General features: G+C 69.1%; 29 protein-coding genes. 14 read left to right on the top strand and 15 right to left on the bottom strand.

Annotation, left to right across the window (positions count from 1 at the left end; all coding sequences use genetic code 11):
* The first annotated feature begins 1 nt into the window (after window position 1).
* The 4 genes from metB to ACX1DX_RS13605 all read left to right on the top strand — a co-directional run bounded on the left by metB (window position 2) and on the right by ACX1DX_RS13605 (window position 3,700).
* On the top strand, window positions 2-1,159 hold the full coding sequence (metB, locus tag ACX1DX_RS13620) for a cystathionine gamma-synthase (RefSeq protein WP_459397024.1): 1,158 nt from the start codon (window positions 2-4) through the stop codon (window positions 1,157-1,159).
* Window positions 1,156-1,542 (top strand): pilus assembly protein CpaE, encoded by a 387-nt coding sequence (locus ACX1DX_RS13615; RefSeq protein WP_459397023.1) that lies wholly within the window; start codon window positions 1,156-1,158, stop codon window positions 1,540-1,542. Before metB ends, ACX1DX_RS13615 begins: the two co-directional genes overlap by 4 nt.
* 71 nt (window positions 1,543-1,613) lie before the next feature.
* On the top strand, window positions 1,614-2,990 hold the full coding sequence (locus tag ACX1DX_RS13610; protein WP_459397022.1) for a DUF4032 domain-containing protein: 1,377 nt from the start codon (window positions 1,614-1,616) through the stop codon (window positions 2,988-2,990).
* 23 nt (window positions 2,991-3,013) lie between these two features.
* Entirely contained in the window at window positions 3,014-3,700 is a 687-nt protein-coding gene (locus ACX1DX_RS13605; protein ID WP_459397021.1) for a hypothetical protein, read from the top strand.
* Window positions 3,701-3,774: 74 nt separating this feature from the next.
* On the opposite strand, the gene ACX1DX_RS13600 is transcribed toward ACX1DX_RS13605, so the two are convergent.
* From ACX1DX_RS13600 to ACX1DX_RS13585, 4 genes are read right to left on the bottom strand one after another with little or no spacing between them, the layout of a single operon-like run.
* Window positions 3,775-4,395 (bottom strand): class I SAM-dependent methyltransferase, encoded by a 621-nt coding sequence (locus tag ACX1DX_RS13600; protein WP_459397020.1) that lies wholly within the window; start codon window positions 4,393-4,395, stop codon window positions 3,775-3,777.
* 50 nt (window positions 4,396-4,445) lie between these two features.
* Window positions 4,446-5,165, bottom strand: a complete 720-nt coding sequence (locus ACX1DX_RS13595) for a DsbA family oxidoreductase (protein WP_209455192.1) — start codon at window positions 5,163-5,165, stop codon at window positions 4,446-4,448.
* Window positions 5,166-5,215: 50 nt separating this feature from the next.
* Window positions 5,216-5,884 (bottom strand): response regulator, encoded by a 669-nt coding sequence (locus tag ACX1DX_RS13590; RefSeq protein WP_245244086.1) that lies wholly within the window; start codon window positions 5,882-5,884, stop codon window positions 5,216-5,218.
* Entirely contained in the window at window positions 5,881-7,113 is a 1,233-nt protein-coding gene (locus tag ACX1DX_RS13585) for a sensor histidine kinase (RefSeq protein ID WP_459397019.1), read from the bottom strand. The genes ACX1DX_RS13590 and ACX1DX_RS13585 overlap by 4 nt, the downstream gene beginning before the upstream one ends.
* Window positions 7,114-7,268: 155 nt before the next feature.
* On the opposite strand from ACX1DX_RS13585, the gene ACX1DX_RS13580 reads away from it, so the two are divergent.
* The 4 genes from ACX1DX_RS13580 to rlmB all read left to right on the top strand — a co-directional run bounded on the left by ACX1DX_RS13580 (window position 7,269) and on the right by rlmB (window position 11,298).
* On the top strand, window positions 7,269-7,982 hold the full coding sequence (locus ACX1DX_RS13580) for an ABC transporter ATP-binding protein (RefSeq protein WP_459397018.1): 714 nt from the start codon (window positions 7,269-7,271) through the stop codon (window positions 7,980-7,982).
* 34 nt (window positions 7,983-8,016) lie between these two features.
* Window positions 8,017-8,811 carry a hypothetical protein gene (locus ACX1DX_RS13575; RefSeq protein ID WP_459397017.1) on the top strand — a complete coding sequence of 265 codons (795 nt, stop codon included), beginning with the start codon at window positions 8,017-8,019 and terminating at the stop codon, window positions 8,809-8,811.
* A gap of 66 nt (window positions 8,812-8,877) precedes the next feature.
* Window positions 8,878-10,323 (top strand): cysteine--tRNA ligase, encoded by a 1,446-nt coding sequence (gene cysS, locus ACX1DX_RS13570; protein ID WP_459397016.1) that lies wholly within the window; start codon window positions 8,878-8,880, stop codon window positions 10,321-10,323.
* Between the two features lie 12 nt (window positions 10,324-10,335).
* A complete protein-coding gene (gene rlmB, locus ACX1DX_RS13565) occupies window positions 10,336-11,298 on the top strand; it encodes a 23S rRNA (guanosine(2251)-2'-O)-methyltransferase RlmB (RefSeq protein ID WP_182762431.1) in 963 nt (320 codons plus the stop codon).
* On the opposite strand, the gene ACX1DX_RS13560 is transcribed toward rlmB, so the two are convergent.
* Window positions 11,273-12,427 carry a hypothetical protein gene (locus ACX1DX_RS13560; RefSeq protein ID WP_459397015.1) on the bottom strand — a complete coding sequence of 385 codons (1,155 nt, stop codon included), beginning with the start codon at window positions 12,425-12,427 and terminating at the stop codon, window positions 11,273-11,275. The genes rlmB and ACX1DX_RS13560 overlap by 26 nt on opposite strands.
* 81 nt (window positions 12,428-12,508) lie before the next feature.
* Here ACX1DX_RS13560 and ACX1DX_RS13555 point away from each other — a divergent pair, with 81 nt between their 5' ends.
* Window positions 12,509-13,945 (top strand): glycine hydroxymethyltransferase, encoded by a 1,437-nt coding sequence (locus ACX1DX_RS13555; protein WP_182762435.1) that lies wholly within the window; start codon window positions 12,509-12,511, stop codon window positions 13,943-13,945.
* A 91-nt stretch (window positions 13,946-14,036) separates the two neighbouring features.
* Here the strand turns inward: ACX1DX_RS13555 and ACX1DX_RS13550 are convergent, their stop codons facing one another.
* From ACX1DX_RS13550 to ACX1DX_RS13535, 4 genes are read right to left on the bottom strand one after another with little or no spacing between them, the layout of a single operon-like run.
* Window positions 14,037-14,606: a hypothetical protein gene (locus ACX1DX_RS13550; RefSeq protein WP_459397014.1), complete on the bottom strand. Its 570-nt coding sequence runs from the start codon at window positions 14,604-14,606 to the stop codon at window positions 14,037-14,039.
* Window positions 14,607-14,653: 47 nt separating this feature from the next.
* Window positions 14,654-15,115 carry a 2-C-methyl-D-erythritol 2,4-cyclodiphosphate synthase gene (gene ispF, locus ACX1DX_RS13545; RefSeq protein WP_459397013.1) on the bottom strand — a complete coding sequence of 154 codons (462 nt, stop codon included), beginning with the start codon at window positions 15,113-15,115 and terminating at the stop codon, window positions 14,654-14,656.
* Window positions 15,115-15,813, bottom strand: coding sequence for a 2-C-methyl-D-erythritol 4-phosphate cytidylyltransferase (ispD, locus tag ACX1DX_RS13540; protein ID WP_459397012.1), 699 nt, complete (start codon window positions 15,811-15,813; stop codon window positions 15,115-15,117). The genes ispF and ispD overlap by 1 nt, the downstream gene beginning before the upstream one ends.
* A gap of 14 nt (window positions 15,814-15,827) precedes the next feature.
* The gene (locus ACX1DX_RS13535) at window positions 15,828-16,313 is read right to left on the bottom strand and encodes a CarD family transcriptional regulator (protein WP_076063820.1); all 486 of its coding nucleotides are present in this window, start codon (window positions 16,311-16,313) and stop codon (window positions 15,828-15,830) included.
* 160 nt (window positions 16,314-16,473) lie between these two features.
* On the opposite strand from ACX1DX_RS13535, the gene ACX1DX_RS13530 reads away from it, so the two are divergent.
* The gene (locus ACX1DX_RS13530) at window positions 16,474-16,962 is read left to right on the top strand and encodes a hypothetical protein (RefSeq protein WP_459397011.1); all 489 of its coding nucleotides are present in this window, start codon (window positions 16,474-16,476) and stop codon (window positions 16,960-16,962) included.
* A 129-nt stretch (window positions 16,963-17,091) separates the two neighbouring features.
* On the opposite strand, the gene ACX1DX_RS13525 is transcribed toward ACX1DX_RS13530, so the two are convergent.
* Both ACX1DX_RS13525 and ACX1DX_RS13520 read right to left on the bottom strand, forming a co-directional pair.
* Entirely contained in the window at window positions 17,092-17,769 is a 678-nt protein-coding gene (locus ACX1DX_RS13525) for a response regulator (protein ID WP_182762445.1), read from the bottom strand.
* On the bottom strand, window positions 17,766-18,941 hold the full coding sequence (locus ACX1DX_RS13520; RefSeq protein WP_459397010.1) for a sensor histidine kinase: 1,176 nt from the start codon (window positions 18,939-18,941) through the stop codon (window positions 17,766-17,768). The genes ACX1DX_RS13525 and ACX1DX_RS13520 overlap by 4 nt, the downstream gene beginning before the upstream one ends.
* Window positions 18,942-19,146: 205 nt before the next feature.
* Here ACX1DX_RS13520 and phoU point away from each other — a divergent pair, with 205 nt between their 5' ends.
* Genes phoU through ACX1DX_RS13500 form a run of 4 tightly spaced genes read left to right on the top strand, consistent with a single transcriptional unit; the run spans window position 19,147 to window position 22,277 of the window.
* The gene (phoU, locus tag ACX1DX_RS13515; RefSeq protein WP_459397009.1) at window positions 19,147-19,812 is read left to right on the top strand and encodes a phosphate signaling complex protein PhoU; all 666 of its coding nucleotides are present in this window, start codon (window positions 19,147-19,149) and stop codon (window positions 19,810-19,812) included.
* 43 nt (window positions 19,813-19,855) lie between these two features.
* The gene (locus ACX1DX_RS13510) at window positions 19,856-20,605 is read left to right on the top strand and encodes a phosphoglyceromutase (RefSeq protein WP_459397008.1); all 750 of its coding nucleotides are present in this window, start codon (window positions 19,856-19,858) and stop codon (window positions 20,603-20,605) included.
* 32 nt (window positions 20,606-20,637) lie between these two features.
* Window positions 20,638-21,498, top strand: a complete 861-nt coding sequence (locus tag ACX1DX_RS13505) for a thermonuclease family protein (RefSeq protein WP_459397007.1) — start codon at window positions 20,638-20,640, stop codon at window positions 21,496-21,498.
* 44 nt (window positions 21,499-21,542) lie between these two features.
* A complete protein-coding gene (locus tag ACX1DX_RS13500; protein ID WP_459397006.1) occupies window positions 21,543-22,277 on the top strand; it encodes an SDR family NAD(P)-dependent oxidoreductase in 735 nt (244 codons plus the stop codon).
* A gap of 320 nt (window positions 22,278-22,597) precedes the next feature.
* On the opposite strand, the gene ACX1DX_RS13495 is transcribed toward ACX1DX_RS13500, so the two are convergent.
* The 4 genes from ACX1DX_RS13495 to ACX1DX_RS13480 form a co-directional block, all read right to left on the bottom strand.
* A complete protein-coding gene (locus ACX1DX_RS13495; protein WP_459397005.1) occupies window positions 22,598-24,046 on the bottom strand; it encodes an AI-2E family transporter in 1,449 nt (482 codons plus the stop codon).
* Window positions 24,047-24,141: 95 nt separating this feature from the next.
* Window positions 24,142-24,501 (bottom strand): biotin/lipoyl-containing protein, encoded by a 360-nt coding sequence (locus tag ACX1DX_RS13490; protein WP_182766209.1) that lies wholly within the window; start codon window positions 24,499-24,501, stop codon window positions 24,142-24,144.
* A gap of 12 nt (window positions 24,502-24,513) precedes the next feature.
* Window positions 24,514-24,774 carry a hypothetical protein gene (locus ACX1DX_RS13485; RefSeq protein ID WP_076062734.1) on the bottom strand — a complete coding sequence of 87 codons (261 nt, stop codon included), beginning with the start codon at window positions 24,772-24,774 and terminating at the stop codon, window positions 24,514-24,516.
* Between the two features lie 11 nt (window positions 24,775-24,785).
* Window positions 24,786-26,342, bottom strand: a complete 1,557-nt coding sequence (locus ACX1DX_RS13480; protein WP_182762459.1) for an acyl-CoA carboxylase subunit beta — start codon at window positions 26,340-26,342, stop codon at window positions 24,786-24,788.
* Window positions 26,343-26,344: the final 2 nt, after the last annotated feature.

The following is a 26,344-nucleotide window of genomic DNA, read 5'->3' as shown; positions in this document are numbered from 1 at the left end:
AATGACCAACTTCTCCCGCTGGACCGAGGCGGTGCGCACCGGCCTGGGCGTCGACCCCACCTACGGCGCCGTCGTCCCACCGATCTACCTGTCGTCGAACTACGCGTTCGAGGAGTTGGGCCGGGCCCGCGAATACGACTACTCCCGCTCCGGCAACCCCACCAGGGACCTGCTCAACGACGCCATCAACACGCTCGAGGGCGGCGCAGGTGCCACGACGGTGGCCACCGGGCTGGCCGGCGTCACGTTGATCGCCGAGGCGTTCGTACCGACGGGGGGCAGGGTCGTCGTCCAGCATGACGCGTACGGCGGCACCTGGCGCCTGTTCACCTTCCTCGCCTCGCAGGGCCGGCTGGACGTGACCTTCGTCGACTTCAACGACGACGACGCGTTCGCCGCCGCGCTCGACGGCGGTGTGGCCATGGTCTGGATCGAGACCCCGTCCAACCCGCTGCTGCGCATCACCGACATCCGCCGCACCGCGGACCTCGCGCACGCCGCCGGCGCCCTGGTGGCCGTGGACAACACGTTCCTCTCCCCCCTCCTGCAGCGCCCGCTCGAGCACGGCGCGGATCTGGTGCTGCACTCCACCACCAAGTTCATCAACGGCCATTCCGACGTGGTGGGCGGCGGCGTCGTCGCGGCCACCCCGGAGCACCACGAGAAGCTGCGCCAGTGGGCCAACGCGCTGGGCCTCACCTCCAGCGCGTTCGACGCCTTCCTCACCCTCCGCGGGCTCCGCACCCTCGAGGCCCGCCTCCGGATCCACGGCGAGAACGCAGCGGCCCTTGTCGACGCCATCCAGGACCACCCGGCCGTCGGCACCCTCTACTGGCCTGGACTGCCGTCGCACCCGGGCCACGAGGTGGCCAAGGCGCAGCAATCCGGCTTCGGTTCGCTCATCAGCGTCGAGCTGGCGGGCGGCCGGGCCGCCGTCGAACGGTTCCTCGACGGGCTGGAGATCTTCCACCTGGCGGAGTCGCTCGGCGGCGTGGAGTCCCTCATCTGCCACCCCGCATCCATGACCCACGCCGGCATGACCGACGAGGCGAGGGCAACAGCCGGCATCTCCGACGGGCTGCTGCGGATCAGCGTGGGTGTGGAGGGGCGCGACGACCTGGTGGCCGTCGCCACCCGCGCGCTCGACAGGGCGACATGATCAGCCTCACGCTGGCGCTGGCCCTCCGCGACGCGGGGCTGGCCTGGGTGCCCAGCCCCGGGGACCGGTTCGCCGTGACGCGCACGGAGATGATCGACGACGTCTTCTACCTGGCGGACATGGTCATCGAGGCCCGCCCCCTGGAGACCGGCACTCTGTTCGCGTTCAACGGCACCACCGAGTGGGCCCTGGATTCGGTGCCCCAGTCGGCGACGGTGTGGCTGCCGGACGAGAACCAGTTGCGGATGGCGCTGGACGACACGTTCGTCACCCTGCGCAGGGAGGGCCGTGAGTTCGTCGTCGAGTTGGCCGATGGCAGCACCCACCGCGACGCGGACGCCGAGAACGCGTACGCGGCCGCGTTGCTCGCAACCCTGGCGTAGACCCTCCACGTCGGAGGTCCCGCGAGGATCAGGCGAACTGCATCGAGGGACCGACCCAGTAGGCTGGGCGTGTGCCCAGATTCCTCGCTGCCAGGCCCGACGCCGACCTGCTGCGGCTCCCGTGGCAGGTGCCGCTGACCGATTGGCCGGCCCAACACCTCGTCGCGCTGCCGCGCGGTATCTCCCGGCACGTGGTGCGGTTCCTCCAGGTGGGCGACGAGATCTTCGCCGCGAAGGAGATCCTCGAAGAGGTGGCGGTGCAGGAGTACCGCCTGCTCACCGAGCTGAAGCGGCTGAAGGTGCCGTCGGTGGACCCGGTGGGCGTGGTCCTCGGCCGGGTGGACCCCAACGGCGACCCTCTGGACCCCATCCTCCTGACGCGCCACCTCCCGTTCTCCCTGCCGTACCGTTCGCTCTTCTACCACGGCGTCAAGCACGAGACCGTCAACCGGCTGCTCGATGCGATGGTCGTCCTGTTCGCCCGCCTGCACCTCACCGGCTTCTACTGGGGCGACGTGTCGCTGTCGAACATCCTCTTCCGGCGCGACGCGGGCGAGTTCGCCGCCTACCTGGTGGACGCCGAGACGGGCGAGCTGCACGACCAGCTCACGGACGGCCAGCGCGCCCACGACCTGCAGATCGCGCGCACCAACCTCTTCGGCGAGTTCCTCGACCTGGAAGCGGGCGGCATCCTCGACCCCTCGCTGGACCCGGAGTGGCTCGTGAAGACCATCGAGGACCGCTACCACCAGCTCTGGGTGGAGCTCACGGGCGTCGAGGAGTTCGACGAGTCCGAGCTGTACCGCCTCGAGGGGCGCGTCCGCCGCCTGAACGCCCTGGGGTTCGATGTGGCGGAGATCGACGTCGACGCCTCCGCGGACGGCGGCACCATCCGGATGCGGCCGAAGGTGGTGGAGGCGGGCCACCACACCCGTCGGCTGATGCGCCTCACCGGCCTCGACGCCGAGGAGCACCAGGCGCGCCGGCTCCTCAACGACATGGACACCTTCCGCGCCAAGAAGGCCCCGAACATGGCCGAGTCCGTGGCCGCGCACAAGTGGCTCGTCGAGGTGTTCGAGCCGGCCATCAACCGGATCCCTGCAGATCTCCGGAGCAAGCGCGACGCCGCCCAGTTCTTCCACGAGGTGCTCGACTACCGCTGGTACCAGTCGCAGCGGGAGAACCGCGAGGTGCCGACGGCGGACGCAGCTTCCGGATACATCCACGAGATCCTCACCACCCTGCCCGACGAGCAGCTCGGTGACCTTCAGATGGTGGGCGGTGAACTGGCCAACAAGTACGACCCGTCCCACGGCTTCGTCGACGACAACGAGGAGAAGCCGTACGACCCGTGGGAGGACAGCGCGAACGCTCCAGACCTGGAGTTGGCCGCCACGTTCGACATCAACGCCCTGCGGGCGAAGGCTGCCAAGAAGAAGCAGAAGTAGCGCCCGGTCCCCGCACCGAGATCATGGCCACCGTCGTGTCCTGGGACGGCGCCAAGTTCGTGCAGAAGAACGGCTGGGTGTTCAACAACCTGACCTACCTGCCTGCACCGCTGGCGACGTGGAAGGGCAACCCTCTCGCCACGCACAACATGAACGGGTTCGTCAGCGGCGGCCGCAACTGGCGCACCGAATGCAACACGGCCACCACCGGCCAGGGCGGGTGCCGCTCCTACATCCAGGCTGACGTGATCGCCAAGACCGCGAGCGGCTTCAGGTGGCAGACGCAGTGGGTCTTCAACTCGATGGTCCGCTTCAGCACCAACGCCCCGGCGCCCACCGAGCCCCAGGAGCTCACGATCTCGGCGAGCGATGCGCCCGCCATCGCCGGATGGGAGAAGACGGCCGTTGACGGCTTGATCTTCTACGACAAGGACTCGGGCACGCGCTACGCGCTGGTGATGGCCGTGGCCCTCGGCGACGTGGCGGGCGGCGAGGCCTACTTCACCGGCGACATGACCAACCTCGAGAAGGTTGGTGGCGCCACCTGCGGCACCATCTCTGATGTCGATGAGGAGAGTGGCGAGGCCTTCACGATGGAGGCCTGCGTGCTGACCACGCCGAAGTACGGCGTCGTCCTGGTGATCGCCGAGAGCGCCATCAAGGCTGAACTCCACGAGGTCACGGCCGCGTTGGACGCCAAGCTTCCCTGATCCTCGCAGCACCCAAGACGGGCCCCCGAGCTTCCCGCCCGGGGCCCGTCGCGGCTGGCGCCCGACGCCGCTCGTCAGGACCTGCGGGCGTGCAGGTGCTCGATGATGCCCGCGTGGCTGCGACCGCTGTCGACGATCTGGACCCCGCTCATGCGCTCCAGCTTCGGCAGCGGCCGCCGCGTCCAGTATTCGCCGTTGGTGCGTTTGGTCACGGCCTCCAGCGCCCACTGGAGGGCGTGCAGAACGGGGTTGGTCGACACGATGTGGTCTGCCAGCAGGATCCGGCCGTTCGGGCGGACCACCCGGACCAGCTCCGCGAGGGCACGGTCGTCGTCGCCCACCCCGCACATGGCGAACGTGGACACGACGGTGTCGAAGGTGCCGTCGGCGAACGGGAGGTCCTGGGCGTCGCCCTCCACGAGCGTGACTTCGCGGCCGGTTCGCGCTGCACGGGCGCGGGCCTCGTCGAGCATGGGGGCGCTGATGTCGAGGCCGGTGATGGTGATGTCGTCGGGGTAGTGCGGGAGGTTGAGCCCGGTGCCGATGGCGACCTCGAGGGTCTCACCCACGGCACGCTCGCCCACCCAGCGGCGGCTGGCGGCCATGAAACGACCCTCCAGCGGCGCGACCATCTGGTCGTAGCGCGCGGCCGTGGTGTCCCAGAGTCGCCGTTGGCGGTCTTCAGGCGTGGTCATGGACCCCAGTGTTCCACGCGGCCCGAACCCGGCGGGGTGTCGGCCGTCCGTCAGCAGCCGTCGGGGCCGCAGGCGTCGCCCGCCTCGCCTTCGATGGTGATGAGGCTGGGGGTCTGTTCCGACGCCACGGTCTGCAGCACCTGGGCGAACACCTCTGCCGGCTGCGCACCGGAGACGCCGTACTTGTTCTCGAAGACGAAGAACGGCACGCCCTGTACCCCGATCTGACGCGCCGCCATGATGTCGTCCTCGACGGCGCGGTCCAGCTCGGCGGAGTCGACGGCGGCGCGGGCCTCCGACTGGTCCAGTCCGGCTTCGGCCCCGAGCCGCGTCAGCACCTCGACGTCGCTGATGTCCTCGCCGTCGATGAAGTGCGCCGCCAGGAGGGCTTCCTTGAGGGTGTCGGTGCGGTGGTCGCCGTCGGCCCGGTCCGCGGCCTTGGCGGCCTGCAGCAGGCGGTGCGCCTTGCGCGAGTTGGCCACGACGAGGCCGTCGAAGTCGTACTCGAGGCCCTCCCCCGCGGCGTTGCCCTTGACGTGCTGAAGCATCTGCTCCACCTGGGGACGTGCGATGCCCTTCATCTCGACGAGGTAGTCGACCTCGGAGCGGTGGTCGTGCTCGGGCAGGCTGGGATCCAGTTGGTAGGAGCGCCAGGTCACGTTGACCTGGTCCTGCTGCGGGAACTCCGCAAGGGCCTTCTCGAAGCGGCGCTTGCCGATGTAGCACCACGGGCAGGCGATGTCGGACCAGATCTGAACGTCGATACTCACATTTTCAACCATACAGGACGCCGGGTTGACCGCTACGCGTGTCCGCAGACTCAGAGGTCCAGCTGCGCGTCGCGCACCAGCAGGGCGAGCTGCACCCGGTTCTCCAGGCCCAGCTTCAGCAGCGCGCGCGACACATGCGCCTTGATGGTGGCCAGGCTCAGGTACAGCGACTGCGCGATGACGGTGTTCGAGTCGCCTCGCGCCACCGCGCGGGCCACTTCGAGCTCCCGCTCCGTGAGGAGTTCCAGCTGGGCGCGAGCCCCATCCCGCTGCCCTCCCCCGCCTGTGGCCACTGCGTGCATCAGCCGCGCCGTGACCGACGGCGACAACACCGGCTGGCCGGCCGCCGCTTCGAGGATGCCGGCGACGAGGCGGTCCGGCGGGGTCGTCTTCAGGAGGTATCCGCTGGCACCGGCCCTCAGCGCCTGCGCGACCGAGTCGTCGCCGTCGAAGGTGGTGAGCACCACGACGTGCGGACCCTCGCTGTCACCCCGCGCGGACCTGATCTGGGCCGTGGCGGCGACACCGTCCAGCACCGGCATCCGGATGTCCATCAACACCACCTGGGGAGCCAGCTCGGCCACCCGGCGCAGCGCCTCCCGGCCGTCCGCGGCCTCCCCGACGACGAGCACCTCTTCCGCGCCGCCCAGGATCGCTTTGAGCCCCGCCCGCACCAGCGGCTCGTCGTCGACCAGCAGTACCTTGACCGGTTCCATCATCCACTCCATGGCAGGTGGGCGCGCACCACGAAGAAGCCGTCCTCGGATGCGTGTACCAATGTTCCGCCCGCCAGCGCCACGCGTTCCGCGAGGCCGAGCAGCCCCATGCCGGTGCCGTCGACCTGGGCGACTGCGCCGGCTGCGGGCAGCGGGTTGGTCACCACAATATCGAGGCTCACGCCCTCCGTGCCGCCCACCTGGAGAGTGACGGGCAGGCCGTTTGCGTGCTTGCGAGCGTTGGTGAGGCATTCCTGGATGACCCGGTAGGCGGTGCGGCTCGTCGCGGCGGGCAAACCGTCGAAGTCCGGCATGGCCCCCACCGCGGCGACCCTCGTGCCGGCGCGCTGCGCATCCTCGATCAGCAACGGCAACAGGTCCAGGGTGGGCTGCGGCGGGGCGGTGGCCGTCAGTTCGCCACCCCGCAGCACGCCCAGCACGTCGCGCAGTTCGGCGACGGCGTGGTCGGCGTTGTCACGGATCACGCCCGCATGTTCGGCCACCTGCGACGGCTCGAGGTCCGAACGGAAGGCCAGCACGTTGGCGTGCACCCCGATCAGCGAGATCCGGTGGGCCAACACGTCGTGCATCTCCTGCGCGATCCGGGCGCGCTCCGCCGTGCGCGCCTGGGTCTCGCGCAGGGTCTGCTCGCGCTCCAGGGTGGCGGCCCGTTCCCGGAGGGAGGCGACCAACTCCCGCCTGGCGCCCCGGTACGCTCCCCAGGCCCACGCGGCGCCGAAGATGACCAGCGACACGACGATGGACATGATCTGGTCCGCCAGGCTCCCGGTGGCGGGCCAGAAGACGTGGTTGACCGCCACTCCCGCGGCCAGCACCGGGCCGGTGACCGCCAGGTCCGGCCATCGTCGCCTCGACGCGAGGGAGACCAGGCAGACGGCCGCCGCCGGCATCCCGAAGCTCGTCACAGCGAGCGCGGCCGACGCGAACACCGCCACGGGCAAGGGCCACCGCCTGCGGACCACAAGGGCACCCAGCACCAGCAGGCCGGTGACCAGATCGATGGCGAGCCACACCTCGCTGACGGGCTGCGCCAGGACGGTGACCTGACCGGTGATGTCCAGTGCGGGCCGGCTGGGTGCCTCGCTGGCTTCGATCCTGATGCCGAACAACACCAGCCCCAGGAGCAGGGCCACGGTGAACCGCCAGACCTCGCCCCACAGGTGCGCCAACCGCCGGGCGCCGGGGTGGTGGCGGAGGGCGGACGGGCTCATGCGGCCAGTCTAGGGAGCGGCCCGGCCCGGGGTCGTCCGGCCGAAGTAGCGAGCTGGGCCCTACCAAAGGTGCAGGCGGGAACGGTCCCTTCGCCCTCCCCACTCGAGCCGTCCGGCCGATTCGGACACGCCGCACCGACCGCGAGGCTGGAGCCATGATCACCGTCTCGAATCTCACGAAGAAGTACTCCTCCACCACCGTCGTCGACGACATCTGTTTCCGCGCCGAAGCCGGCCGAGTCACCGGCTTCCTCGGCGGCAACGGCGCCGGCAAGTCCACCACCATGCGCATGATCTGCGGGATGACCGCCCCGACGTCGGGCTCCGCCCTCGTGCTGGGTGAACGGTTCCGCGACCTGGTCAACCCGGGCCGCAGGATCGGCGTCCTCCTCGACGCGGGGGCCCAGCACATGGGCCGCACCGGGCGCGAGGCGCTCACCCTCAGCGCGCTGCAGATGGGCCTGCCCCGCCGCCGGGTGGACGAGGTGCTGGACCTTGTCCAGCTGGACAGGAAGGCAGCCGGCAAGCGGGTGGGCGCCTACTCCCTGGGCATGCGCCAGCGCCTGGGCATCGCCAACGCGTTGCTCGGCTCCCCCAGCGTGCTCATGCTCGACGAGCCGTCCAACGGCCTGGACCCCTCCGGCATCCGCTGGATGCGCACCCTCCTGCGTAGCTTCGCCGACGACGGCGGCACGGTGCTGCTCGGTTCGCACCTGCTGCGCGAGGTCGAGCTCATCGCCGACGACGTGGTGGTCATCGCGGCGGGGCGCATCCTGGCCCGCGGCGACGTGGCCGAGTTCACCGCCGCCGGCTCCCGAAGCCTCGAAGACGTCTTCTTCTCCCTCACCACCGACGCGTCCGCAGCCTGACCCGGTTCCCGGACCCCAGAGAAAGCGAACTCCCATGACCACCATGCACCTCCCTGTCTCCACCCCCACCTCCGTCGCCGCCCTGCCGGAGCCCCGGACCGCCGGCTTCGCCCACCTCCTCCTGGTCGAGGGGCGCAAGCTGGTCGACACCCGGGCGGGCCGGTGGCTGCTGGCCATCGCGGTGCTCGTGAGCGTGGGCGCCACGGCGCTGGGCGTCGCCTTCTTCCCGCCCGGGGACGTGGGCGACCTGTTCCTCCTCGCCTTCTTCCCCCTGGGACTGATCGTGCCGGTGGTGGCCATCCTCGCGGCAACAGCCGAGTGGTCGCAGCGCACGGGACTCACCACCTTCGCGCTCGAGCCGCGTAGGGGCCGCGTCGTCGCCGCCAAGCTCATCGCGTCGCAGGTGGCCGGCCTGGCGATCACCGTCGTGTCCACGGGGCTGACCTACGCCGCCGCCGGCATCGGCGCCCTGACCGACCAGAGCTGGGACGGCTGGGGCCTGAACACCGGCATGCTGGGCGGCGCCACCCTCACCCTCATCCTCGTCATGTTCCAGGCCAGCGCGTCCGGCCTCATCCTGTTGCACACCCCGGCCGCCGTCGTGCTCTTCTTCGTGGTGCCGCAGCTGTGGACCACCGCCGTCACCTTCGTCCCGTGGCTCAACGAGCGCGCCTCCTGGATCGACCTCAACACCGCCACCGAGCCGCTGATGTCGTCGCTGGACCTGTCCGCGCACCAGTGGGCGCAGGTTTCCTCGGCCACCGCCCTGTGGGTCCTGCTGCCCCTCACGATCGGCACGTGGCGCTTCCTGCGGGCCGAGGTGAAGTGATGCTTCGGCGCTGCGCCCCCGTCGACAGTGCGTCGACGGGGGCTCTGACCGGTAAACTGCCCTCTTGTGACGCTGAAGCTGTATGACACCGCCTCACGAACCGTGCGCGAGTTCGTGCCCCTCGTCGACGGCAAAGTGTCGATCTACCACTGCGGGCTGACCGTCCAGGCCTCCCCGCACCTGGGCCACATCCGCAAGGAGGTCAACTTCGACGTCCTGCGCCGCTGGCTGGAGCACACCGGCTACGAGGTCACCGTCGTGGCCAATGTCACCGACATCGACGACAAGATCCTCACCAAGTCCGCCGAGGAGGGCGTCGAGTGGTGGGCGCACGCGTACCACTTCGAGCGCGAACTGCACGACGCGTACGCCTCCCTCGGCTGCAAGCCCCCCACGTACGAGCCGCGCGCCACGGGCCACATCCCGGAGATGGTCGAGCTCATCGCCGAACTCATCGGCAAGGGCCACGCCTACCCGGCGGCTGACAGCTCCGGTGACGTCTACTTCGACGTCACGAGCTGGCCCCGCTACGGCGAGCTCTCCGGCCAGAAGGTCGACCAGATGGAGGCCGCCGCCGACGCGGACCCGCGCGGCAAGCGCGACCCGCGAGACTTCGCACTCTGGAAGGGCCACAAGGCCGACGAGCCGCTCACCGCGAGTTGGCCGTCGCCGTGGGGCCGTGGCCGCCCCGGCTGGCACATCGAGTGCTCGGCCATGGCGGGCAAGTACCTGGGCGACACCTTCGACATCCACGGCGGCGGCATCGACCTGCGCTTCCCGCACCACGAGAACGAACTGGCCCAGTCGGCCGCCGCGGGGCGCGGCTTCGCGCGCTTCTGGCTGCACAACGCCTGGGTCTCCATGGCCGGCGAGAAGATGAGCAAGTCGCTGGGCAACACCGCGCTGGTCTCCGAGGTCACCAAGGCGTACGACCCCCGCGCCGTGCGCTACTTCCTGCTCTCGCCGCACTACCGCTCCACCATCGAGTTCTCCCCGGCCGACGACGAGACCCGCGGCTCCCTGGCCGAGGCGGAGAAGGCCATCGAACGCATCGACTCCTTCGTCGAACGCTCCCGCGCCTTCCTTCCCGAGGAGGGGTTCGTCGCCTACGCGCCGATGAACGCCGCCGGGTACGAGGCCTTCACGACGGCGATGGACGACGACCTGGGCACCCCCGCCGCCACCGCCGCGCTCTTCGACTCCATCCGCGCCGGCAACCAGGCCATCGCCGCCGGGGACACGGAGAACGCCAGGCTCTACGCCCTCGTCGTGGACAGCATGCTGAACGTCTTCGGCATCCACCCCGACGCCCCGGAGTGGGCCGGCCAGGGCACCGACGCAGACCTCACCCCGGTCATCGACGGCCTGGTGGCCGCTCTCCTCGAACAGCGGGCCAAGGCCCGGGCCGAGAAGGACTGGGCAACCGCCGACAGCATCCGCGACACGCTGAGCAACGTCGGCCTCACCATCGAAGACACCCCGTCCGGGCCCAAGTGGCACCTCGACAACTGACGAAAGAAGCTCATGGCAGGCAACTCCTCGCGCCGCGGCGCGACCAGCAAAGGCAAGAACAAGGCCGCCGGCTCCGGTGGCCGCATCCGCCGATCCCTCGAAGGCCGCGGCCCCACGCCGAAGGCCGAGGAACGCACGTACCACAAGGCGTACAAGGCCAAGCAGGCCGCGCAGCGACGCACCCCGACGAAGACCACGCGCCAGAAGCCGGTGGGCGCCGACTGGGTGGTGGGACGCAACCCCGTCTATGAGGCGCTGCTCGCCGGCATGCCCGTGAAGCAGGCCTTCGTGGCTGAGGGCTCGGAGCGCGACGACCGGCTCCGCGACATCCTGAAGTTCGCGGCGGACCGCGGCCTGCCCATGCTGCAGGTCACCCGCGCGGAGCTGGACCGTGTCACCGGCGGTGGCCTCGTGCACCAGGGCGTCGCCCTGCAGCTGCCGGCTTACGAATACGCGGACCCGCAGGACCTCATCGCCGATGCGTTCGAGGCGGACGGCATCATCGTGGCCCTCGACGGCATCACGGATCCCCGCAACCTGGGCGCCATCGTGCGTTCGGCGGCGGCGTTCGGCGCCGTCGGGGTGGTCATCCCGTCGCGGCGTTCCGCGTCGATGACCGCCGCCGCGTGGAAGACGTCCGCGGGTGCCGCGGCACGCCTGCCCATCGCGATGGCCACCAATCTCAACCGCACGCTCGAGCAGGCGACGAAGGCCGGCTTCACCATCCTCGGCCTCGCGGGCGAGGGCGAGGTGCCGATCAGCGGCGCCGCGGGCCTCGACGGGCCGCTGGTGATCGTCGTGGGCTCCGAGGACGAGGGGCTTGCGCGCCTGGTGCGAGACCACTGCGACCAGTTGGTGTCGATCCCGATCGCCAGCGAGGTGGAGTCGCTCAACGCCTCCGTGGCCGCGTCCGTCGCGCTCTACGAGGTCTCGCAGCAGCGCGCCGGCATCACTGAGGCTGTTCCCGGGCAGTGAACTGCACCCCGAACTGCAGCGGGGACGGGGTCGCGGTGAACTGCGCCGGGACCGTCACTCCCCCGGTGTAGAGCGCCTGCAGGGTGCCCTTCGGCTGGAACCGCATGGTGCCGCCGGTGTACGGTCCGGCCAACTGCCAGATGAGGTCCACCGTCGTGGACATCTCGATGTCGTCTGCCGCCACGGTCTCCGGCGCGACCACCTTGTGGTTGACGCCCTCGCTGTCCTCCAACGTGAAGGACTCCGGGCAGCTGAAGCTGTAGGTGAAGCGGGTGTCGGTGAGGCTGGGTTCGAACGTGAGCCGCAGCCTGAGCCACTGCATGCCGGCTGTTGCCCACCCCAGGCCGGGCAGCCACGGCGTCAGGACGCTCGCTGTCGGGTTCGGCGCCAGCGCCACCGCCAACTGCGCCTCGTCCTGCTCGATCTGCAGCGACGGGTCCGGCACGCTGACGATGTTGTGCACGAAGATCTGCCGCTCCGGCTCCACCGCGATGAGATGCCGCTCCCGGAAACCCGTGGTGTCGGCCCACGCCTCGTCCTCGACGGGGGCGCCGGTGAGCAGGTCGAGCGACACGGTGCGCATCTGGTCCGTCACGTCGAGGAACACCGGCGACCCCTCGGGGATGCACAGCATGATGAGCGTCCAGTCGATGTCGTATTCGCCGTCGTCGTTGATGGTGTGCCGCACGAACGGCGCCCCGAGGTCGAACGCGACGTCGCCCACCCTTAGCCGGTGCGCGAGGTCCGCGCCTGGGTCGGGTTGGAACGACGGGACCCCCGCCGCCAGCGTGAAGGCCAGGATCTGGTGGCCCTCCGGCGCCCGCAGCGGAGTGCGGCGCCGCACCTGCATGGCGGTCTGCTGACCGAGCTCGGCGCCCAGGAACACCTGCTCGAGCCGCGCGTCGAAGTGCGGCGTCGAGATGCGTTGGCCCACGGTGCGGGCCTCCTCGATGGACTTCACGCCGTTGTCGCTGGTCTGGATGAAGAAGTCAGGCCGAAGTTCGACGGTGGGATCAACGGACTCCACGGCCTCCGGCGTGCCCTCCACCCACTCGATGGGCTCGAACGAACAGCCGCTCAACCCCACGAGCGCAAAAAGCCCCAGCGCACCACGCCTGTTCACCGACACAGGCTGAAGGGTAACGGATGGGCCGTTCAGGACCTCGGGCACTAGAGTGGGCAGCACGCACCCCTGAATCCAAGGAGAACTGTGAGCGATCTCGAATCGATCTCGTCGGCCTACCGGACCCTGCTGGGCATGATCGAGGAGGTGGAGCCCCGCATCGCTCAGGCGACGCGCCAGGAGCTCACCGACCAGCGCGCGTCGCTGAAGCTCATCGCGTCCGAGAACTACGCCAGCCTTCCCGTGCTCGCCACCATGGGCACCTGGATGAGCGACAAGTACGCAGAGGGCACCGTCGGGCACCGCTTCTACGCCGGTTGCCAGAACGTCGACACCGTCGAATCCGTCGCCGCCGAGCACGCCCGTGAGCTCTTCGGGGCCGAGTACGCCTACGTGCAGCCCCACTCCGGCATCGACGCCAACCTCACCGCCTACTGGGCCATCCTCGCGCACAAGATCGAGTCCCCCGCGCTGGAGGAGTTCGGCGTGAAGGGCGTCGCGGAGCTGAGCGAGGCGGATTGGGAGACCCTGCGCCGCCGCTTCGGCGACCAGCGCCTGCTGGGCATGTCGCTCGACGCCGGCGGCCACCTCACCCACGGCTTCCGCCCGAACGTGTCCGGCAAGATGTTCCACCAGCGTTCCTACGGCACCGACGCCGAGACCGGCCTGCTCGACTACGAGGCCCTGCGCGCGCAGGCCAAGGAGTTCAAGCCGCTCGTGCTCGTGGCCGGTTACTCCGCCTACCCGCGTCGCATCAACTTCGCGAAGATGCGCGACATCGCCGACGAGGTGGGCGCCGTCCTCATGGTCGACATGGCCCACTTCGCCGGCCTGGTGGCCGGCAAGGTGTTCACCGGCGAGGAGGACCCGGTTCCCTACGCCGACGTCGTGACCACCACCACGCACAAGTCGTTGCGCGGCCCGCGCGGCGGCATGGTGCTGGCGACGGCGGAGTACGCCCCGTCGGTGGACCGCGGCTGCCCGCTGGTGCTCGGCGGCCCGCTGTCGCACGTCATGGCGGCGAAGGCCGTGGCGCTCGCCGAGGCCCGCACCGCTGAGTTCCAGACCTACGCGCAGGCCGTGGCGGACAACGCCAAGGCGCTGGCCGAAGGCCTCATGAAGCGCGGCGGCAAGCTGGTCACGGACGGCACGGACAACCACATCGTGCTGCTCGACACCACCGCCTTCGGCCTCACCGGCCGTCAGGGCGAGGCCGCGCTGCTCGACGCGGGCATCGTCACCAACCGCAACTCGGTGCCCAACGACCCGAACGGCGCCTGGTACACCTCCGGCGTGCGCCTCGGCACCCCGGCCCTCACCTCGCGCGGCTTCACCGCCTCGGACATGGACGCCGTCGCGGACATGATCACCGGCGTGCTGAAGGCCACCAAGCCGACCACCACCTCGGCCGGTGCCCCCAGCAAGGCGAAGTACGCACTCGACGATGCGGCGCGCGACAACTCGCTCGCCGAAGCCGAGCGGCTGCTCAACCTGCACCCGCTCTACCCGGGCTTCGAGATCTGATTGTTCAGTCTCTGACCTGAACAGAAAGAGGGGCCGCGATGCAACAGCATCGCGGCCCCTCTTCCGTTTCGGGAGTTCACTGTGCCCTTCCTCAGAGGAGGGGGCGGACCGCCTCCATGATGGGCTGGAGGTCTGCCGGCGCGGCGTCCAGGCTGGTGACGTGGACGGTGCCGTGGTTGGCGCTGTCGAAGACGCAGGCCGACATACCGGACTGCACGCCGCAGTAAGCCGTGCCCGCCTCCACCTCCGTGACGTCCTCCATGATCGACGCGTAATCCGCCGCGCCCTGGTGCGGGGCGGTGGCGTTGACCGTGACACTCTCGAAGGTGTCCTCGGCCAGGGAGCCCCTGCTGTAGATGGCCTGGTCGAAGGAGAGTTCCGTGTCGAGGACGAACTCGCCGATCTCCGCGGGGAGGAGCGCCTTGTCGATGGGGAGTTCCTCGAAGAGGTCGTCCGGGACGTCCTCGACGGAATCCGACGCAGTGGGCGACGCCGCGGGAGTGTCAGAGGTCTGTGCCGCGGGCTCCGAGGTGGCGACAGCCGACGTGGACGCCGGCGTCTCGGTGGGGGTGACGCTCCCGGCGCCGGTGCAGGCCGCACCTAGCCCCAGCATCACCAGCGCGCTCACCGTCAGCGCGAGGCGCCTGCCTGCATACGTCATTGCCTTCTCCTTCGTCGGACCGTCGGCAAGATTACCTACCGCCGGGCTCACGCGAGGAGGGCCACCGCGACGGCCGCGACCCCTTCGCCGCGACCCGTCAGCCCCAACCCGTCGGTGGTGGTGGCGGTCACGGTCACAGCGGCACCCAGCGCCTCCGTCAGCACGGCTTGGGACTCGGCGCGCCGAGCGGCGAAACGGGGCCGGTTGCCGATGATCTGTACGGAGACGTTGCCGATCTCGAACCCTGCGGCGCGCACCCGGCGTGCGGTCTCCGCCAGGAAGGCGACACCGCTGGCCCCGGCCCACTCCGGCTCGGACGTGCCGAAATTGGAGCCCATGTCGCCCAGCCCTGCAGCGCCGAACAGCGCATCACACGCGGCGTGCGCGGCGACGTCACCGTCGGAGTGCCCGGCCAGCCCGGCCGGCTCATCCGGGAAGTGGAGGCCGCCCATCCACAGGGGCACCCCCCCCTCGAGCCGATGCACATCAGTACCAATGCCGACGCGCATCAGTGGTCCTTCCGGTTCTGCAGGATGGCCGCAGCCACGATGAGGTCTGTGGGTTCGGTGATCTTGAGCGCGTCGCGGTGGCCCGCCACGAGGGAGACGTGCATGCCGGCGAACTCGCACACCGTCGCGTCGTCCGTCACTTCAACGCCCTCGGCGGCGACGGCGGCGTGCGCGTGACGCAGGGCGCCCAGGCGCGCACCCTGGGGAGTCTGGACGGCGCGGAGCCTGGCCCGGTTCACGACGACAGAGGTGTCCTCGTCCACGCGACGCACCGAATCGACGACGGGCACCACCGGGATGGCCGCTTCAGCGCCGCGGGCCACGGCGTCTGCCACGGACCGCACCACAGCGGGCGGCACCAGCGCCCGGGCCGCATCGTGCACCAGGACGACGGCGTCAGCAGGCGCTTCCAGGGCGGCGAGGCCGTGGGCCACCGACTCCTGACGCGACGCGCCCCCCTGCACACATTGCACCGGAACGGGCACGCCGTCGAGTTGCTGGTCGAACTCCGCTTCGAAGCCGGCCGGGATGGTGACGACGACGGCGGTGACCCCACCGTCGATCAACGCATCCACGGCGCGGCGCGCGAGGGAGACACCCTCGAGTTCAACGAGGGCCTTCGGCACGGGCGCACCCAGCCGGGAACCACTACCGGCCGCCACCACAACGGCGACGACCGGTACTTGAGTGTTTGACACGAAGGTTGTCTGAATCAGGAAGCGAGCACTTCGTCGAGAAGCGTCTCGGCCTTCTCCTCATCACAATCTTCTGCGAGCGCGAGCTCAGCGAGCAGGATGGAGCGGGCCTTCGCCAGCATCCTCTTCTCGCCTGCGGAGAGCCCCTTGTCGCGGTCACGACGCCACAGGTCGCGGACGACCTCGGACACCTTGATCACGTTGCCGGAGTGCAGCTTCTCCATGTTCGCCTTGAAGCGACGCGACCAGTTGGCCGGTTCCTCGGTGTGTTCTGCGCGGAGCACATCGAACACCCGTTCAAGGCCTTCCTGATCGACCACGTCGCGCACGCCGACGAGATCGAGGTTGTCGGACGGGACACGAATCACGAGATCGTTTTGGCCGAGCACACGAAGAACGAGGAACAGTTTGTCCTCGCCCTTGATCGTCCGGTTTTCGATGTCCTCGATGACAGCCGTTCCATGGTTTGGGTAGACGACCGTCTCACCGATCGAAAAAGTCATATCTTGAAGACCACCTTTCCACAGGCAATTCTAGCAGGCTCCCTATACACCCGGGGCGCCTGCCCGTAACGGCGGGGGTCCGCGAACGCGGCGAGAGTGTCGCACCTGGTGCCGAGAACTGGTTACTATGTGCTCACGCATGCCCCTGACCGGAGGACCCATGACCAAGCCCGTGCGCCGTTTCGCGGCCATCACCGTCGCCGCAGCACTCGCCTTTTCGATGAGCGCCTGCACCCGCGCTGGCTGGGTCCCGGATTCCCCGCCGGCCGCAGGCGTGCAGGCCGAGGACAACGGCTACAAGATCCGCAACATCGTCATCGTGGCGGACGACGCGGGTGAGGCGGTGCTGCTCGGCGGCATCCACTCCCGCGACGAGGCCGCGGAGGTGACCGGCATCACGGTGGCCGCCGAGGCGGGCTTCGAGCAGTACGGCGAGCCTGTCGACATCGGTTTCACCGCGTCGATCCCCCGTGGCAACTCCGTCTACCTCGATGGTTCGGAGACGTCCTTCTCCAACCCGGATCTGGAACTGGGTCGGTTGGCAGAGGTCACGGTCACCTTCGACGGCGGCACCAGCCTCAAGGTCCACACGCCGGTCATGAGCTCCGAGCACGAGGACTTCTCCGAGGCGTTCTCCAACGCCGGCTGACCTCCCCTCGGACCGCGGTACTGCTGGATTTGATGCCGTACTTGGCATCAAAGTCAGCAGTGAGCGAGCGCCTCTGGGTGTGCGGTGCTGGACGGGGGTCCGCTGGCGGCTACAAACCCAGCACCCGCGTCAGCCCTCGTACTTGTAGCCCAACCCGCGCACGGTGATCAGACGCCGCGGCTCGGACGGGTCCTTCTCGATCTTCGAACGCAACCGCTTGATGTGCACGTCGAGGGTCTTGGTGTCGCCGACGTAGTCGCTGCCCCAGATCCGGTCGATCAGCTGGCCGCGGGTCATCACCCGGCCCGCGTTGCGCACCAGCAGTTCGAGGAGCTCGAACTCGCGCAGCGCGAACCGCACGTCCTCGCCGTCGACGGTGACCTGGTGGCGCTCGACGTCGATGCGGACGCCCTCCACCTCCACCACTTCGGGCAGCAGCACCTGGTCCATGCCGCGGCGCAGCACCGCACGGATGCGGGCCACCAGCTCGCGGTGGCTGAACGGCTTGGTGACGTAGTCGTCGGCACCCAGTTCGAGGCCCACCACCTTGTCCACCTCGGAGTCGCGGGCGGTGACCATCACGATCGCGACGTTGCCGCGGGAGCGCAGTTGGCGGCAGACCTCGACGCCCGGGATGCCCGGCATCATGAGGTCGAGGAGCACGAGGTCGGCCCCGTTCTTGTCATACTCGGCCAGTCCCTCCGCGCCATCGGCCGCGGTCACGACGTCGAAGCCTTCCTTCCTCAGCATGAAGCTCGTGGCGTCGCGGTACGAGTCCTCGTCCTCGATGATCAGGATGCGGGTCACAGCGCAAATTCCTCCTCCGCCAGGGCGGTGTCTAGTGGATCAGGCCCGAGATAGGCCGGAAGTCTCAAGGTGAAGGTGGATCCCTGCCCGAGCCTGGACCAGACACGGATGGACCCCCCGTGGGCCAGGGCGATGTGGCGAACGATACTGAGGCCCAGCCCGGTGCCGCCAGCGTCCCGCGAGCGGCCGTAGTCCACGCGGTAGAAGCGCTCGAAGATGCGCTCCTGCTCCTCCGCGCTGATGCCGATGCCGTTGTCGGAGACCTTGATGTCGACGAACCGGTCCCCCTCCGCGGTGACCTGCAGGATGCTCAGCGTCACCCGGGCCTGCTCGTGGGAGTAGTTGATGGCGTTCTGCACCAGGTTGCTAACTGCGTCTGCCAGCTGCCACCTGTCGCCGACGACGTAGGTGTGCGCCGTGCGCGCGACGATGAGGCTGACCCCGCGCTTCTCCGCGCGGGCCCGGGAGCGGCTCACCGCCTCTGTGACCACCCCGTGCACGTCGACGATCTCGCGGCTGAGCATGGGGTCTTCCGACTGGAGGCGTGACAGGTCGATGATCTGGTTGACCAGCTGCGCCAGCCGCGACGACTCATGCTGCAGGCGACCGGCGAACCGCTGCACGGCGTCGGGGTCGTCGCTGGCCGCTTCCACGGCCTCCGCAAGCACGCTGAGCGCACCGATGGGTGTCTTGAGTTCGTGCGAGATGTTGGCCACGAAGTCGCGGCGCACGGCCTCGACGCGGCGCTGCGTCGACTCGTCGTCGGCGATCACGAGCACCAGGTCGTCGCCCATTGGCGCGACGCGCGCCTCCAGTTCGAGGGCCTCGGCGCCGGGGTGCATCTCCCGCCGGATGGGGCCGCGGTACAGGGTGCCGCTGGCGCGGACCTCCCGGATCTTCTCCAGCAGGGCGGCGAACCCCACGCGGCTCCCCCGCGCGAGGTTGAGCACGATGCCAGGCTCGTTGACATGCAGGATCTCGTCGTGGGGCCCCACCAGCATGGCGCCGGAGTGGAGCAGGTCCATCGAGATGCGCAGCTCCTCGCTGGCCTCGACCCGACCCTGGGACTCCAGCAGCCGACGACGCGCAAGGCCCCGGCGGATCAGCAGGACGAACGTCACCACCACCAGGGCCAGGAAGGCCCCAATGAGGCCTGCGACCGCGGGATGCATGTGCCACATCATATGGGGCGCAGCGCGATTGGCCAGGTCATCAGACAACCCTGAAGCCCCGGTCCGGGATGCGGAACCAATCCTTCACCTGCCGTTCATCGTTCATTCACCGAGATGACACGTCCAGCTAGGTAGCTGCCCTAACCTCGGGCAGGAAAGGTGTCCAGCTAGACTCGGGGCAACCGTGACAAAGGAGTACCGCAGAATGCGTACCAGCTACCATGAGGAACTTGACTCCGTCCTGGACAGCCTCGTTCATATGGCAGATCTCGTCGAGGTCGCCATCATCGAGAGTTCCGAGGCGCTGCTCACGGCAGACCTGGGCCGCGCGGAAGCCGTCATCACCAATGACGCGCAACTGGACAAGATGCACGAGGAGCTCGAGTTCCAGTGCCTGAGCCTGCTCGCGCTCCAGGCGCCCGTCGCCGGCGAGCTTCGCACCATCGTGTCGGCCATCCGCGTCGTGTTCGAACTCGCCCGCATGGGGGATCTCGCCGCGCACATCGCCAAGATCGCCCGCCTGCGTTACCCGGCCCACGCCGTCCCGGAGCGCTTCGAGCCGAACTTCCGCGAGATGGCGAAGATCGCCGAAGAGGTCATCGACGTGGCCCGCCTGTCGCTGGCGGAGCGCGACGCCAAGGGCGCCCAGACGCTGGCCAACATCGACTCCCGCATGGACGACCTACGTCGCGATCACTTCACCGAGATCTTCAAGGAAGGCTCGGAGATCAGCGTCGAGGGCGCCGTGGACGTTGCGTTGCTGGGCCGCTACTTCGAGCGCTTCTCGGACCACGCCGTCGCCGTGGGTCGCCGCGTGATCTACATCATCACCGGTGAGATCCCCGAGGGTGAAGAGTGGCCCAACGCCTGACCTGGCTGAGCACGGCAGGGTTGTCGCCGCTAATGTTGGGCGCATGACTGCCAAGCTGATCCTGCTCCGTCACGGCGAGAGCGAATGGAACGCGAAGAACCTGTTCACCGGTTGGGTGGACGTCGACATCAACGAAAAGGGCATTGCGGAGGGCAAGAAGGCCGCCGAACTGCTCAAGCAGGAGGGGCTCCTCCCGGATATTCTGCACACCTCCCTGTTGCGCCGCGCCATCCACACCGCCTACCTGGCGCTGGATGGTTGCGACCGCCACTGGATCCCGGTCAAGCGCAACTGGCGCCTGAACGAGCGCCACTACGGCGCTCTGCAGGGCAAGGACAAGGCGCAGACGCTGGAGCAGTACGGCGAGGAGCAGTTCATGCTGTGGCGCCGTAGCTACGACACGCCGCCGCCGCCCATCGACGTCGACGACGAGTTCAGCCAGCACCACGACCCGCGCTACGCGGACATCCCGGAGGCTGACCGTCCCCGCACCGAGTGCCTCAAGGACGTCGTGGCCCGGCTGCTGCCCTACTGGGAAGCGCACATCGTGCCGGACCTGGCCGAGGGCAAGACGGTGCTGATCACCGCTCACGGCAACTCGCTGCGCGCGCTGGTCAAGCACCTCGACGGCATCTCCGACGAGGACATCGCCGGCCTGAACATCCCCACCGGTATCCCGCTCTACTACGAACTGGACGAGGACTTCAAGCCTGTCACCCCCGGCGGCCGGTACCTCGACCCCGAGGCCGCCAAGGCGTCCATCGAGGCTGTCAAGAACCAGGGCAAGAAGTAATCACCACTCCGCATCTCACTCGCAGGCCCCACGTGTTCGTGGGGCCTGCGTTGCTCTGCCTGCTTCTGCTGAGCGGCTGCTTCCCCGGCCCGTCCATCGATTCGCCGGGGGTGGAGACCGCGCAGGTGACGACGGCGGAGGTGGAGACGCCCCCCGCGTCCCAGCCCGGCACCCCGGTGGTCACTGAGGAAGCGGAGGCCCCGGAGCCCGACACCATCAGCGCCAGCCCGACGGAAGGGCCTTCGGCGGACGCCGTCGTGGGCGACCTCGTGCCGGTGGCGGGCGTTATCGACGGCGACACCATCGACGTGCTGATCGACGGCGAGCGGACCCGCATCCGCGTCATCGGGATCGACACCCCGGAACGCGGCGACTGCGGCTATCAGGAAGCGGCGAGCGCCATGCAGTCGCTGGTGCAGTCGCGCGATGTGCACATCGAATTCGATCCCACCCAGGGCGACACAGACCGCCACAACCGGTTGCTGCGCCACGTCTTCACGGCCGACGGCGTCAATGTCGCCGAAGAGATCATCGCGCGCGGTCTGGGCCGCGAGTACACGTATGCCGCCCCCTATGCCTATGTCGCGGACCACCTGGCTGCCCAGGCAGACGCCCGGGAACAGGGCCTCGGCGTGTGGGGCGAGACCTGCGACGCGGGGCCACCCTCCGTCGAAACCCCCGCCGAACCCGTCGCGCCGGCGCAGCCGCCCGCGGGCGTCTCCTCGCAGGGCTGCCTGATCAAGGGCAACATCAACCGCGAGGGAGAACACATCTACCACCAGCCGGGGCAACAGCACTACGACGACACGAAGATCAACGAGTCCTACGGCGAGCGTTGGTTCTGCACCCCCGAAGACGCTGAGGCCGCCGGTTGGCGCGCCGCGAGACGCTGACCCCCTCGTCGCACCCCCCCGCCACTGGGAATACAGTGACAGGCATGAAGACTGCTCTCGTCACCGGTGCCAGCTCGGGCATCGGAGCCGCCACCGCCCGCCAACTCGCCGCCGCGGGCTACCGCGTCATCTGCGCCGCACGCCGTGAAGACCGCATCGTCGCGCTGGCCCAGGAGATCGGCGGCTCCGCCGTGGTGTGCGACATCACCTCGGACGACGACGTGACCCGCCTCGCTGCGGCCGTCGGCGACCGGCTCGACGTGCTGGTCAACAACGCGGGCGGCGCCCTGGGACTGGAACCCGTCGCCGAAGCCGACCTGGACAGGTGGGCGACGATGATCGCGACCAACACCATCGGCACCGCCCGCGTCACCAAGGCCCTGCTGCCGGCGCTGGTGGCCGCCGAAGGCGTGATCGTGTTCGTGACGTCCCTGGCTGCAGACGCCGGCTACGAGGGAGGCGCGGGCTACTGCGCCGCGAAGGCCGGCGAGCGCGCCATCGTCGAGTCGCTGCGGCTGGAACTGTTCGACCAGCCGGTGCGCGTCACCGAGATCGCCCCCGGCATGGTGCAGACCGAGGAGTTCGCGCTCACCCGCTTCGACGGCGACCGTGAGCGGGCGGACAAGGTGTACGCCGGCGTCGCGGAGCCGCTGACAGCCGACGACGTGGCGGACGTGATCGTGTTCATGGCCACCAGGCCGTCGCACGTGAACATCGACCGCCTTGCGATCCGCCCGCGGGCCCAGGCCGCGTCGCACAAGGTGCACCGCACCGTCTGAGAGGTTCGTTCAAGTTTCACGCCCAGTGCTGGGTTTGGCGCCGTACTTGGCCTCAAAGCCAGCATTGAACACGGCCGCCCGGTTCAGTGCTGGATGTGGCGCCGTCCTCGGGCATAAACCCAGCAGTGGAGCGAAGCTCATGCCGGACGGTCCGAGCGGGGCGCGGACGCCCGGAGCTACGCGGTAGCAAGCAGATGTCTGGTGCTCCGCATGGATACCTTTCGCCTGTGAAGGGGGGTTGTGGCCAGCCTCCAAGCGGCGACTGGGTCCGGTCAAGGCGTTTTGCCCAAACGCTCAACCGGCCTGCGGCTTTCTGCGGTCTACCGGTCCTGGGGCTCCTCCGGGCCCAGTTGCTCCTTCGGATCCGGAGTGCCCTCGAGTGGGCGGCGGCGCATGAGCTTGCCGAGCCAGCCGGTGCCGTCGACGCGGGCCACCTCGCCGTCGGGAAGCTCCACGGTGGCGCGAGCAGTGCCCTCCTCCACCTCGCGGCGGGCGGTGCGGCGGCGCACCAGGGCGCGGAAGAACGCGGCGTGCTGCTCGCCCTCGAAGGCGACGGTGTGCCCGTCGTCGGTGGCCCAGCGGATGTCCTCAGCACCCCGGTCTCCGGTGCGCAGGTCGATCAGGTCTCCCAGGTAGCGCATCACCACGGCGATGGAAGCCGCCACCGGAACTGCGAGGAAGGCGCCGATGATGCCGCCCCAGACGCCGCCCAGCAGCACGGCGAGGAGCACGATGACCGGGTGGAGCTGCATCACCCGGGACTGGAGCATGGGCTGGAGGACGTTGCCCTCCAACTGCTGCACCGCGAGGATCAGGATGAGGGTGAACAGGGCGGTGTAGATGCCGCCGGACACGAGCGCGACGAGTACTGCGAGCACGCCGGCCGTGATGGCGCCGACCATCGGGATGAAGCCCGCCATGAACGTGATCACGGCCAGGGGGAAGGCCAGCGGCACGCCCAGCACCAACAGACCGAAGCCGATGAACACGGCATCGACGAAGCTGACGATGGCCTGCGTGCGGACGTAGCCGGACAGGGTGGTCCACAGCCTGGTGAGCAGCTCAGTGGCGTGGAACCCGGCCTTGCGGCCCACGACGCGACGGGTGAAGGCCAGGAACCCGTGGCCATCCTTGAGGAAGAAGAACGTCAGCACGAGCGTCAGCAGCAGCGTGACGATGGCGCTGCCGATGGAGCCGCCCACGTTGAGCGCCTGCCCCACCAACTCGCCGCTCCTGCCCTGGACCCAGTTGAGGCCCTGGTCGATCCAGCTGTTGAGCTGCTCGTCGCGGATGTTGAGGGGCGGGCCGGCGGCCCAATCCTGCAGCTGCCGCACACCCTTGATGGCCTGGCCGGACAGGGTGGACCACTGCGCCGCGATGCTGGGGGCGATCAACCAGATGAGCCCGGCGAGGGCGCCGAAGCCGCCGAGCAGTGAGATGGCGGCGCCGGCGACGTACGGCACCCCGCGGCCCTTCAGCCAGGCGGTCACGGGCCAGAGGACCGAGGCGAACAGGAGCGCGAGCACGACGGGGAGGATGCCGTCCCAGAACCTGGCGGCCAGCCAGCCGATGACGAACAGTGCGGCGGCCATGAGGATCAAACGGCCGGCCCAGCCCGCGACCCAGCGGCCCCCCTCACCGATGACGTCGGCCCGGTCGACGGGCGCGGAGGGGTCAGGCGATGGCAGCGCGACGAGGGTCTCCTCGTCGAACGGCAACCCCTCAACCGGCCTGGGGTTTGTCGGTTCGCCAGTTCTGTCGTCGCTCACGCGATCTCCTCATCTCGATCTGGGGCAACCTTATCCAAGCCCACAATGCACGACGGGCGCCCAACCCGAAGGTGGGGCGCCCGTCGCTGCGTCGGCTAGAACTCGATGAGGGCCTGGCCGCCCTGCACCGCGTCGCCCGGGGCGACGAGGATGCTGGCGACCTTGCCGGCCGTGGGGGCCGTGATCTCGGTCTCCATCTTCATGGCCTCGAGCACCAGCAGCACCTGGCCGGATTCGATCTCGTCGCCTTCAGCGACGAGGATCCGTGCGACGGACCCCGCCAGGGGCGCGACGACAGCGTTGGAGCTGACAGCGCTGACCGAGGCCTTCGTCGGGATGGGGTTGGAGCCTGCGTTGACGCCGATCACGATCGGCCCCAGACCGGGACGCTCCTCCTCCTCGACCTCGACATCGATTTCGTACTCCGTCTGGTTGACGGTCACCTTGAGCTTCATTGTGGTGTCTCCTTAACGGACGTGCGGGACGGAGCGGTCATGGACGCGGGTTCGGGTGGCGGCGGCCCAACGGGTCTGCGAGCCGTACCGGATGGCGCGCACCCGGGCGCGGTGCCCGAAGTACGCCGCCACGGCGGCACCGATGGCGATGAGGTCCGCCTCGGGGATCTCCTTGGCGGACTGCAGCTCGGAGACCTGCGCCTCCAACCCCGCGATTCTGTCCGTGAGTTGCGCGACGAGGTCGCGCAACTCCTGCATCTGGGTGTCTTCCATGTCGACTCCGATCACGCAGGGCCGAGGCCGTGCTTCTTGGCCGGGCGGATCTCGCGCTTGCCGATGAGCAGTTCGAGCGCCATGGCGATCTCGCGGCGGGTGTCGGCGGGATCGATGATGTCGTCGACGAGGCCACGGCTGGCCGCCATGTACGGCGTCGAGAACGTCTCGCGGTACTCCTCCACCAGTTCGGCGCGGCGCGCGTCCTGGTCTTCGGCGGCGGCGATCTCACGACGGAACACGACGTTGGCAGCGCCCTCTGCACCCATCACCGCGATCTCTGCGGTGGGCCAGGCGAACACCTTGTCGGCCCCGAGGTCCTTGGAGCACATGGCCAGGTACGCGCCGCCGTACGCCTTGCGCAGCACCACGGTGATCTTCGGGACGGTGGCCGCGGAGTAGGCGTAGAGCATCTTCGCGCCGTGGCGGATGATGCCGTTGTGCTCCTGTGCGACACCGGGGAGGAAGCCCGGCACGTCGACCAGGTTCACCACGGGGATGTTGAAGGCGTTGCAGAAGCGGACGAACTTGCTGGCCTTGTCCGAGGAGTCGATGTCGAGGACACCGGACATGACGCTGGGCTGGTTGGCGATGATGCCGATGGTGCGGCCCACGATGCGGCCGAAGCCCACCACGATGTTCCGCGCCCAACCGGCCTGCACCTCGAGGAAGTCGGCGTGGTCGACGATCTCGTGGATGATCTCGCGCACGTCGTAGCCCTTGTTGGACTCGACCGGGATGATGCCCCGCAGCTTCTCGTTGGGCTCCACCACGTCGTCGGGATTGACGACGGGGGCGTCTTCGGTGTTGTTCTGCGGCAGGAAGCTCAGCAGCTTCTGGGCGATCAGGATGGCCTGCTCGTCGTCGTCCGCGACGAAGTGCACGACGCCGGAGCGACCCATGTGGGCGTCAGCGCCGCCCAGGTCGTCCTGCGTGACCTCTTCGCCAGTGACCTGCTTGATCACGCCCGGGCCCGTGATGAACATGTGGGCCTTGCGGGTCTGGATGATGAAGTCCGTCAACGCCGGGGAGTAGGCGGCGCCACCGGCGCAGGGGCCGGCGATGATCGAGATCTGCGGCACCGCGCCCGAGAGGAGCACGTTGGCGTAGAAGACCTTGCCGTAGCCGGACAGCGAATCGATGCCCTCCTGCACGCGCGCGCCACCCGAGTCGTTGATGAAGACGAACGGGGTGCCGGTGCGAAGCGAGGCGTTGAGGGCCTCGGTCACCTTGATCGAGTGGGCCTCGCCCGCGGAGCCGCCCATGACGGTGAAGTCCTGCGAGGCGATGTGGACCGGGCGGCCCATGACGTAGCCGGAACCGGTGACGACGCCCTCGGCGGGCATGTCGGCCTTGTCCATGCCGAAGGTGGTGGTGCGGTTCTTGCGGAACGCGCCCGTCTCCTGGAAGGAGCCCTCGTCGAGCATGGCGGCGACGCGCTCACGGGCGGTCAGCTTGCCCTTGTCGCGCTGCTTCTGGAGCTTGTCCTCGCCGCCGCCCGTCTGCACGTGCGCGCGGCGTTCGGCGAGCTGCGCGAGGCGCTCCTCCATCGTGTGCTGCTTTGCCATGA

The organism is Tessaracoccus zhenghani, from assembly GCF_054552775.1.
Note: the sequence above shows the minus strand (reverse complement) of the source record. Positions and strands in the feature narration are given on the sequence as shown.

Coding starts and splice junctions, on each gene's coding strand:
- metB (WP_459397024.1), top strand. CDS start 2: ATGACCAACTTCTCCCGCTGGACCGAGGCGGTGCGCACCGGCCTGGGC.
- ACX1DX_RS13615 (WP_459397023.1), top strand. CDS start 1,156: ATGATCAGCCTCACGCTGGCGCTGGCCCTCCGCGACGCGGGGCTGGCC.
- ACX1DX_RS13605 (WP_459397021.1), top strand. CDS start 3,014: ATGGCCACCGTCGTGTCCTGGGACGGCGCCAAGTTCGTGCAGAAGAAC.
- ACX1DX_RS13600 (WP_459397020.1), bottom strand. CDS start 4,395: ATGACCACGCCTGAAGACCGCCAACGGCGACTCTGGGACACCACGGCC.
- ACX1DX_RS13590 (WP_245244086.1), bottom strand. CDS start 5,884: ATGATGGAACCGGTCAAGGTACTGCTGGTCGACGACGAGCCGCTGGTG.
- ACX1DX_RS13585 (WP_459397019.1), bottom strand. CDS start 7,113: ATGAGCCCGTCCGCCCTCCGCCACCACCCCGGCGCCCGGCGGTTGGCG.
- ACX1DX_RS13580 (WP_459397018.1), top strand. CDS start 7,269: ATGATCACCGTCTCGAATCTCACGAAGAAGTACTCCTCCACCACCGTC.
- ACX1DX_RS13575 (WP_459397017.1), top strand. CDS start 8,017: ATGACCACCATGCACCTCCCTGTCTCCACCCCCACCTCCGTCGCCGCC.
- rlmB (WP_182762431.1), top strand. CDS start 10,336: ATGGCAGGCAACTCCTCGCGCCGCGGCGCGACCAGCAAAGGCAAGAAC.
- ACX1DX_RS13550 (WP_459397014.1), bottom strand. CDS start 14,606: ATGACGTATGCAGGCAGGCGCCTCGCGCTGACGGTGAGCGCGCTGGTG.
- ispF (WP_459397013.1), bottom strand. CDS start 15,115: ATGCGCGTCGGCATTGGTACTGATGTGCATCGGCTCGAGGGGGGGGTG.
- ACX1DX_RS13535 (WP_076063820.1), bottom strand. CDS start 16,313: ATGACTTTTTCGATCGGTGAGACGGTCGTCTACCCAAACCATGGAACG.
- ACX1DX_RS13530 (WP_459397011.1), top strand. CDS start 16,474: ATGACCAAGCCCGTGCGCCGTTTCGCGGCCATCACCGTCGCCGCAGCA.
- ACX1DX_RS13520 (WP_459397010.1), bottom strand. CDS start 18,941: ATGCATCCCGCGGTCGCAGGCCTCATTGGGGCCTTCCTGGCCCTGGTG.
- phoU (WP_459397009.1), top strand. CDS start 19,147: ATGCGTACCAGCTACCATGAGGAACTTGACTCCGTCCTGGACAGCCTC.
- ACX1DX_RS13510 (WP_459397008.1), top strand. CDS start 19,856: ATGACTGCCAAGCTGATCCTGCTCCGTCACGGCGAGAGCGAATGGAAC.
- ACX1DX_RS13500 (WP_459397006.1), top strand. CDS start 21,543: ATGAAGACTGCTCTCGTCACCGGTGCCAGCTCGGGCATCGGAGCCGCC.
- ACX1DX_RS13490 (WP_182766209.1), bottom strand. CDS start 24,501: ATGAAGCTCAAGGTGACCGTCAACCAGACGGAGTACGAAATCGATGTC.
- ACX1DX_RS13485 (WP_076062734.1), bottom strand. CDS start 24,774: ATGGAAGACACCCAGATGCAGGAGTTGCGCGACCTCGTCGCGCAACTC.
- ACX1DX_RS13480 (WP_182762459.1), bottom strand. CDS start 26,342: ATGGCAAAGCAGCACACGATGGAGGAGCGCCTCGCGCAGCTCGCCGAA.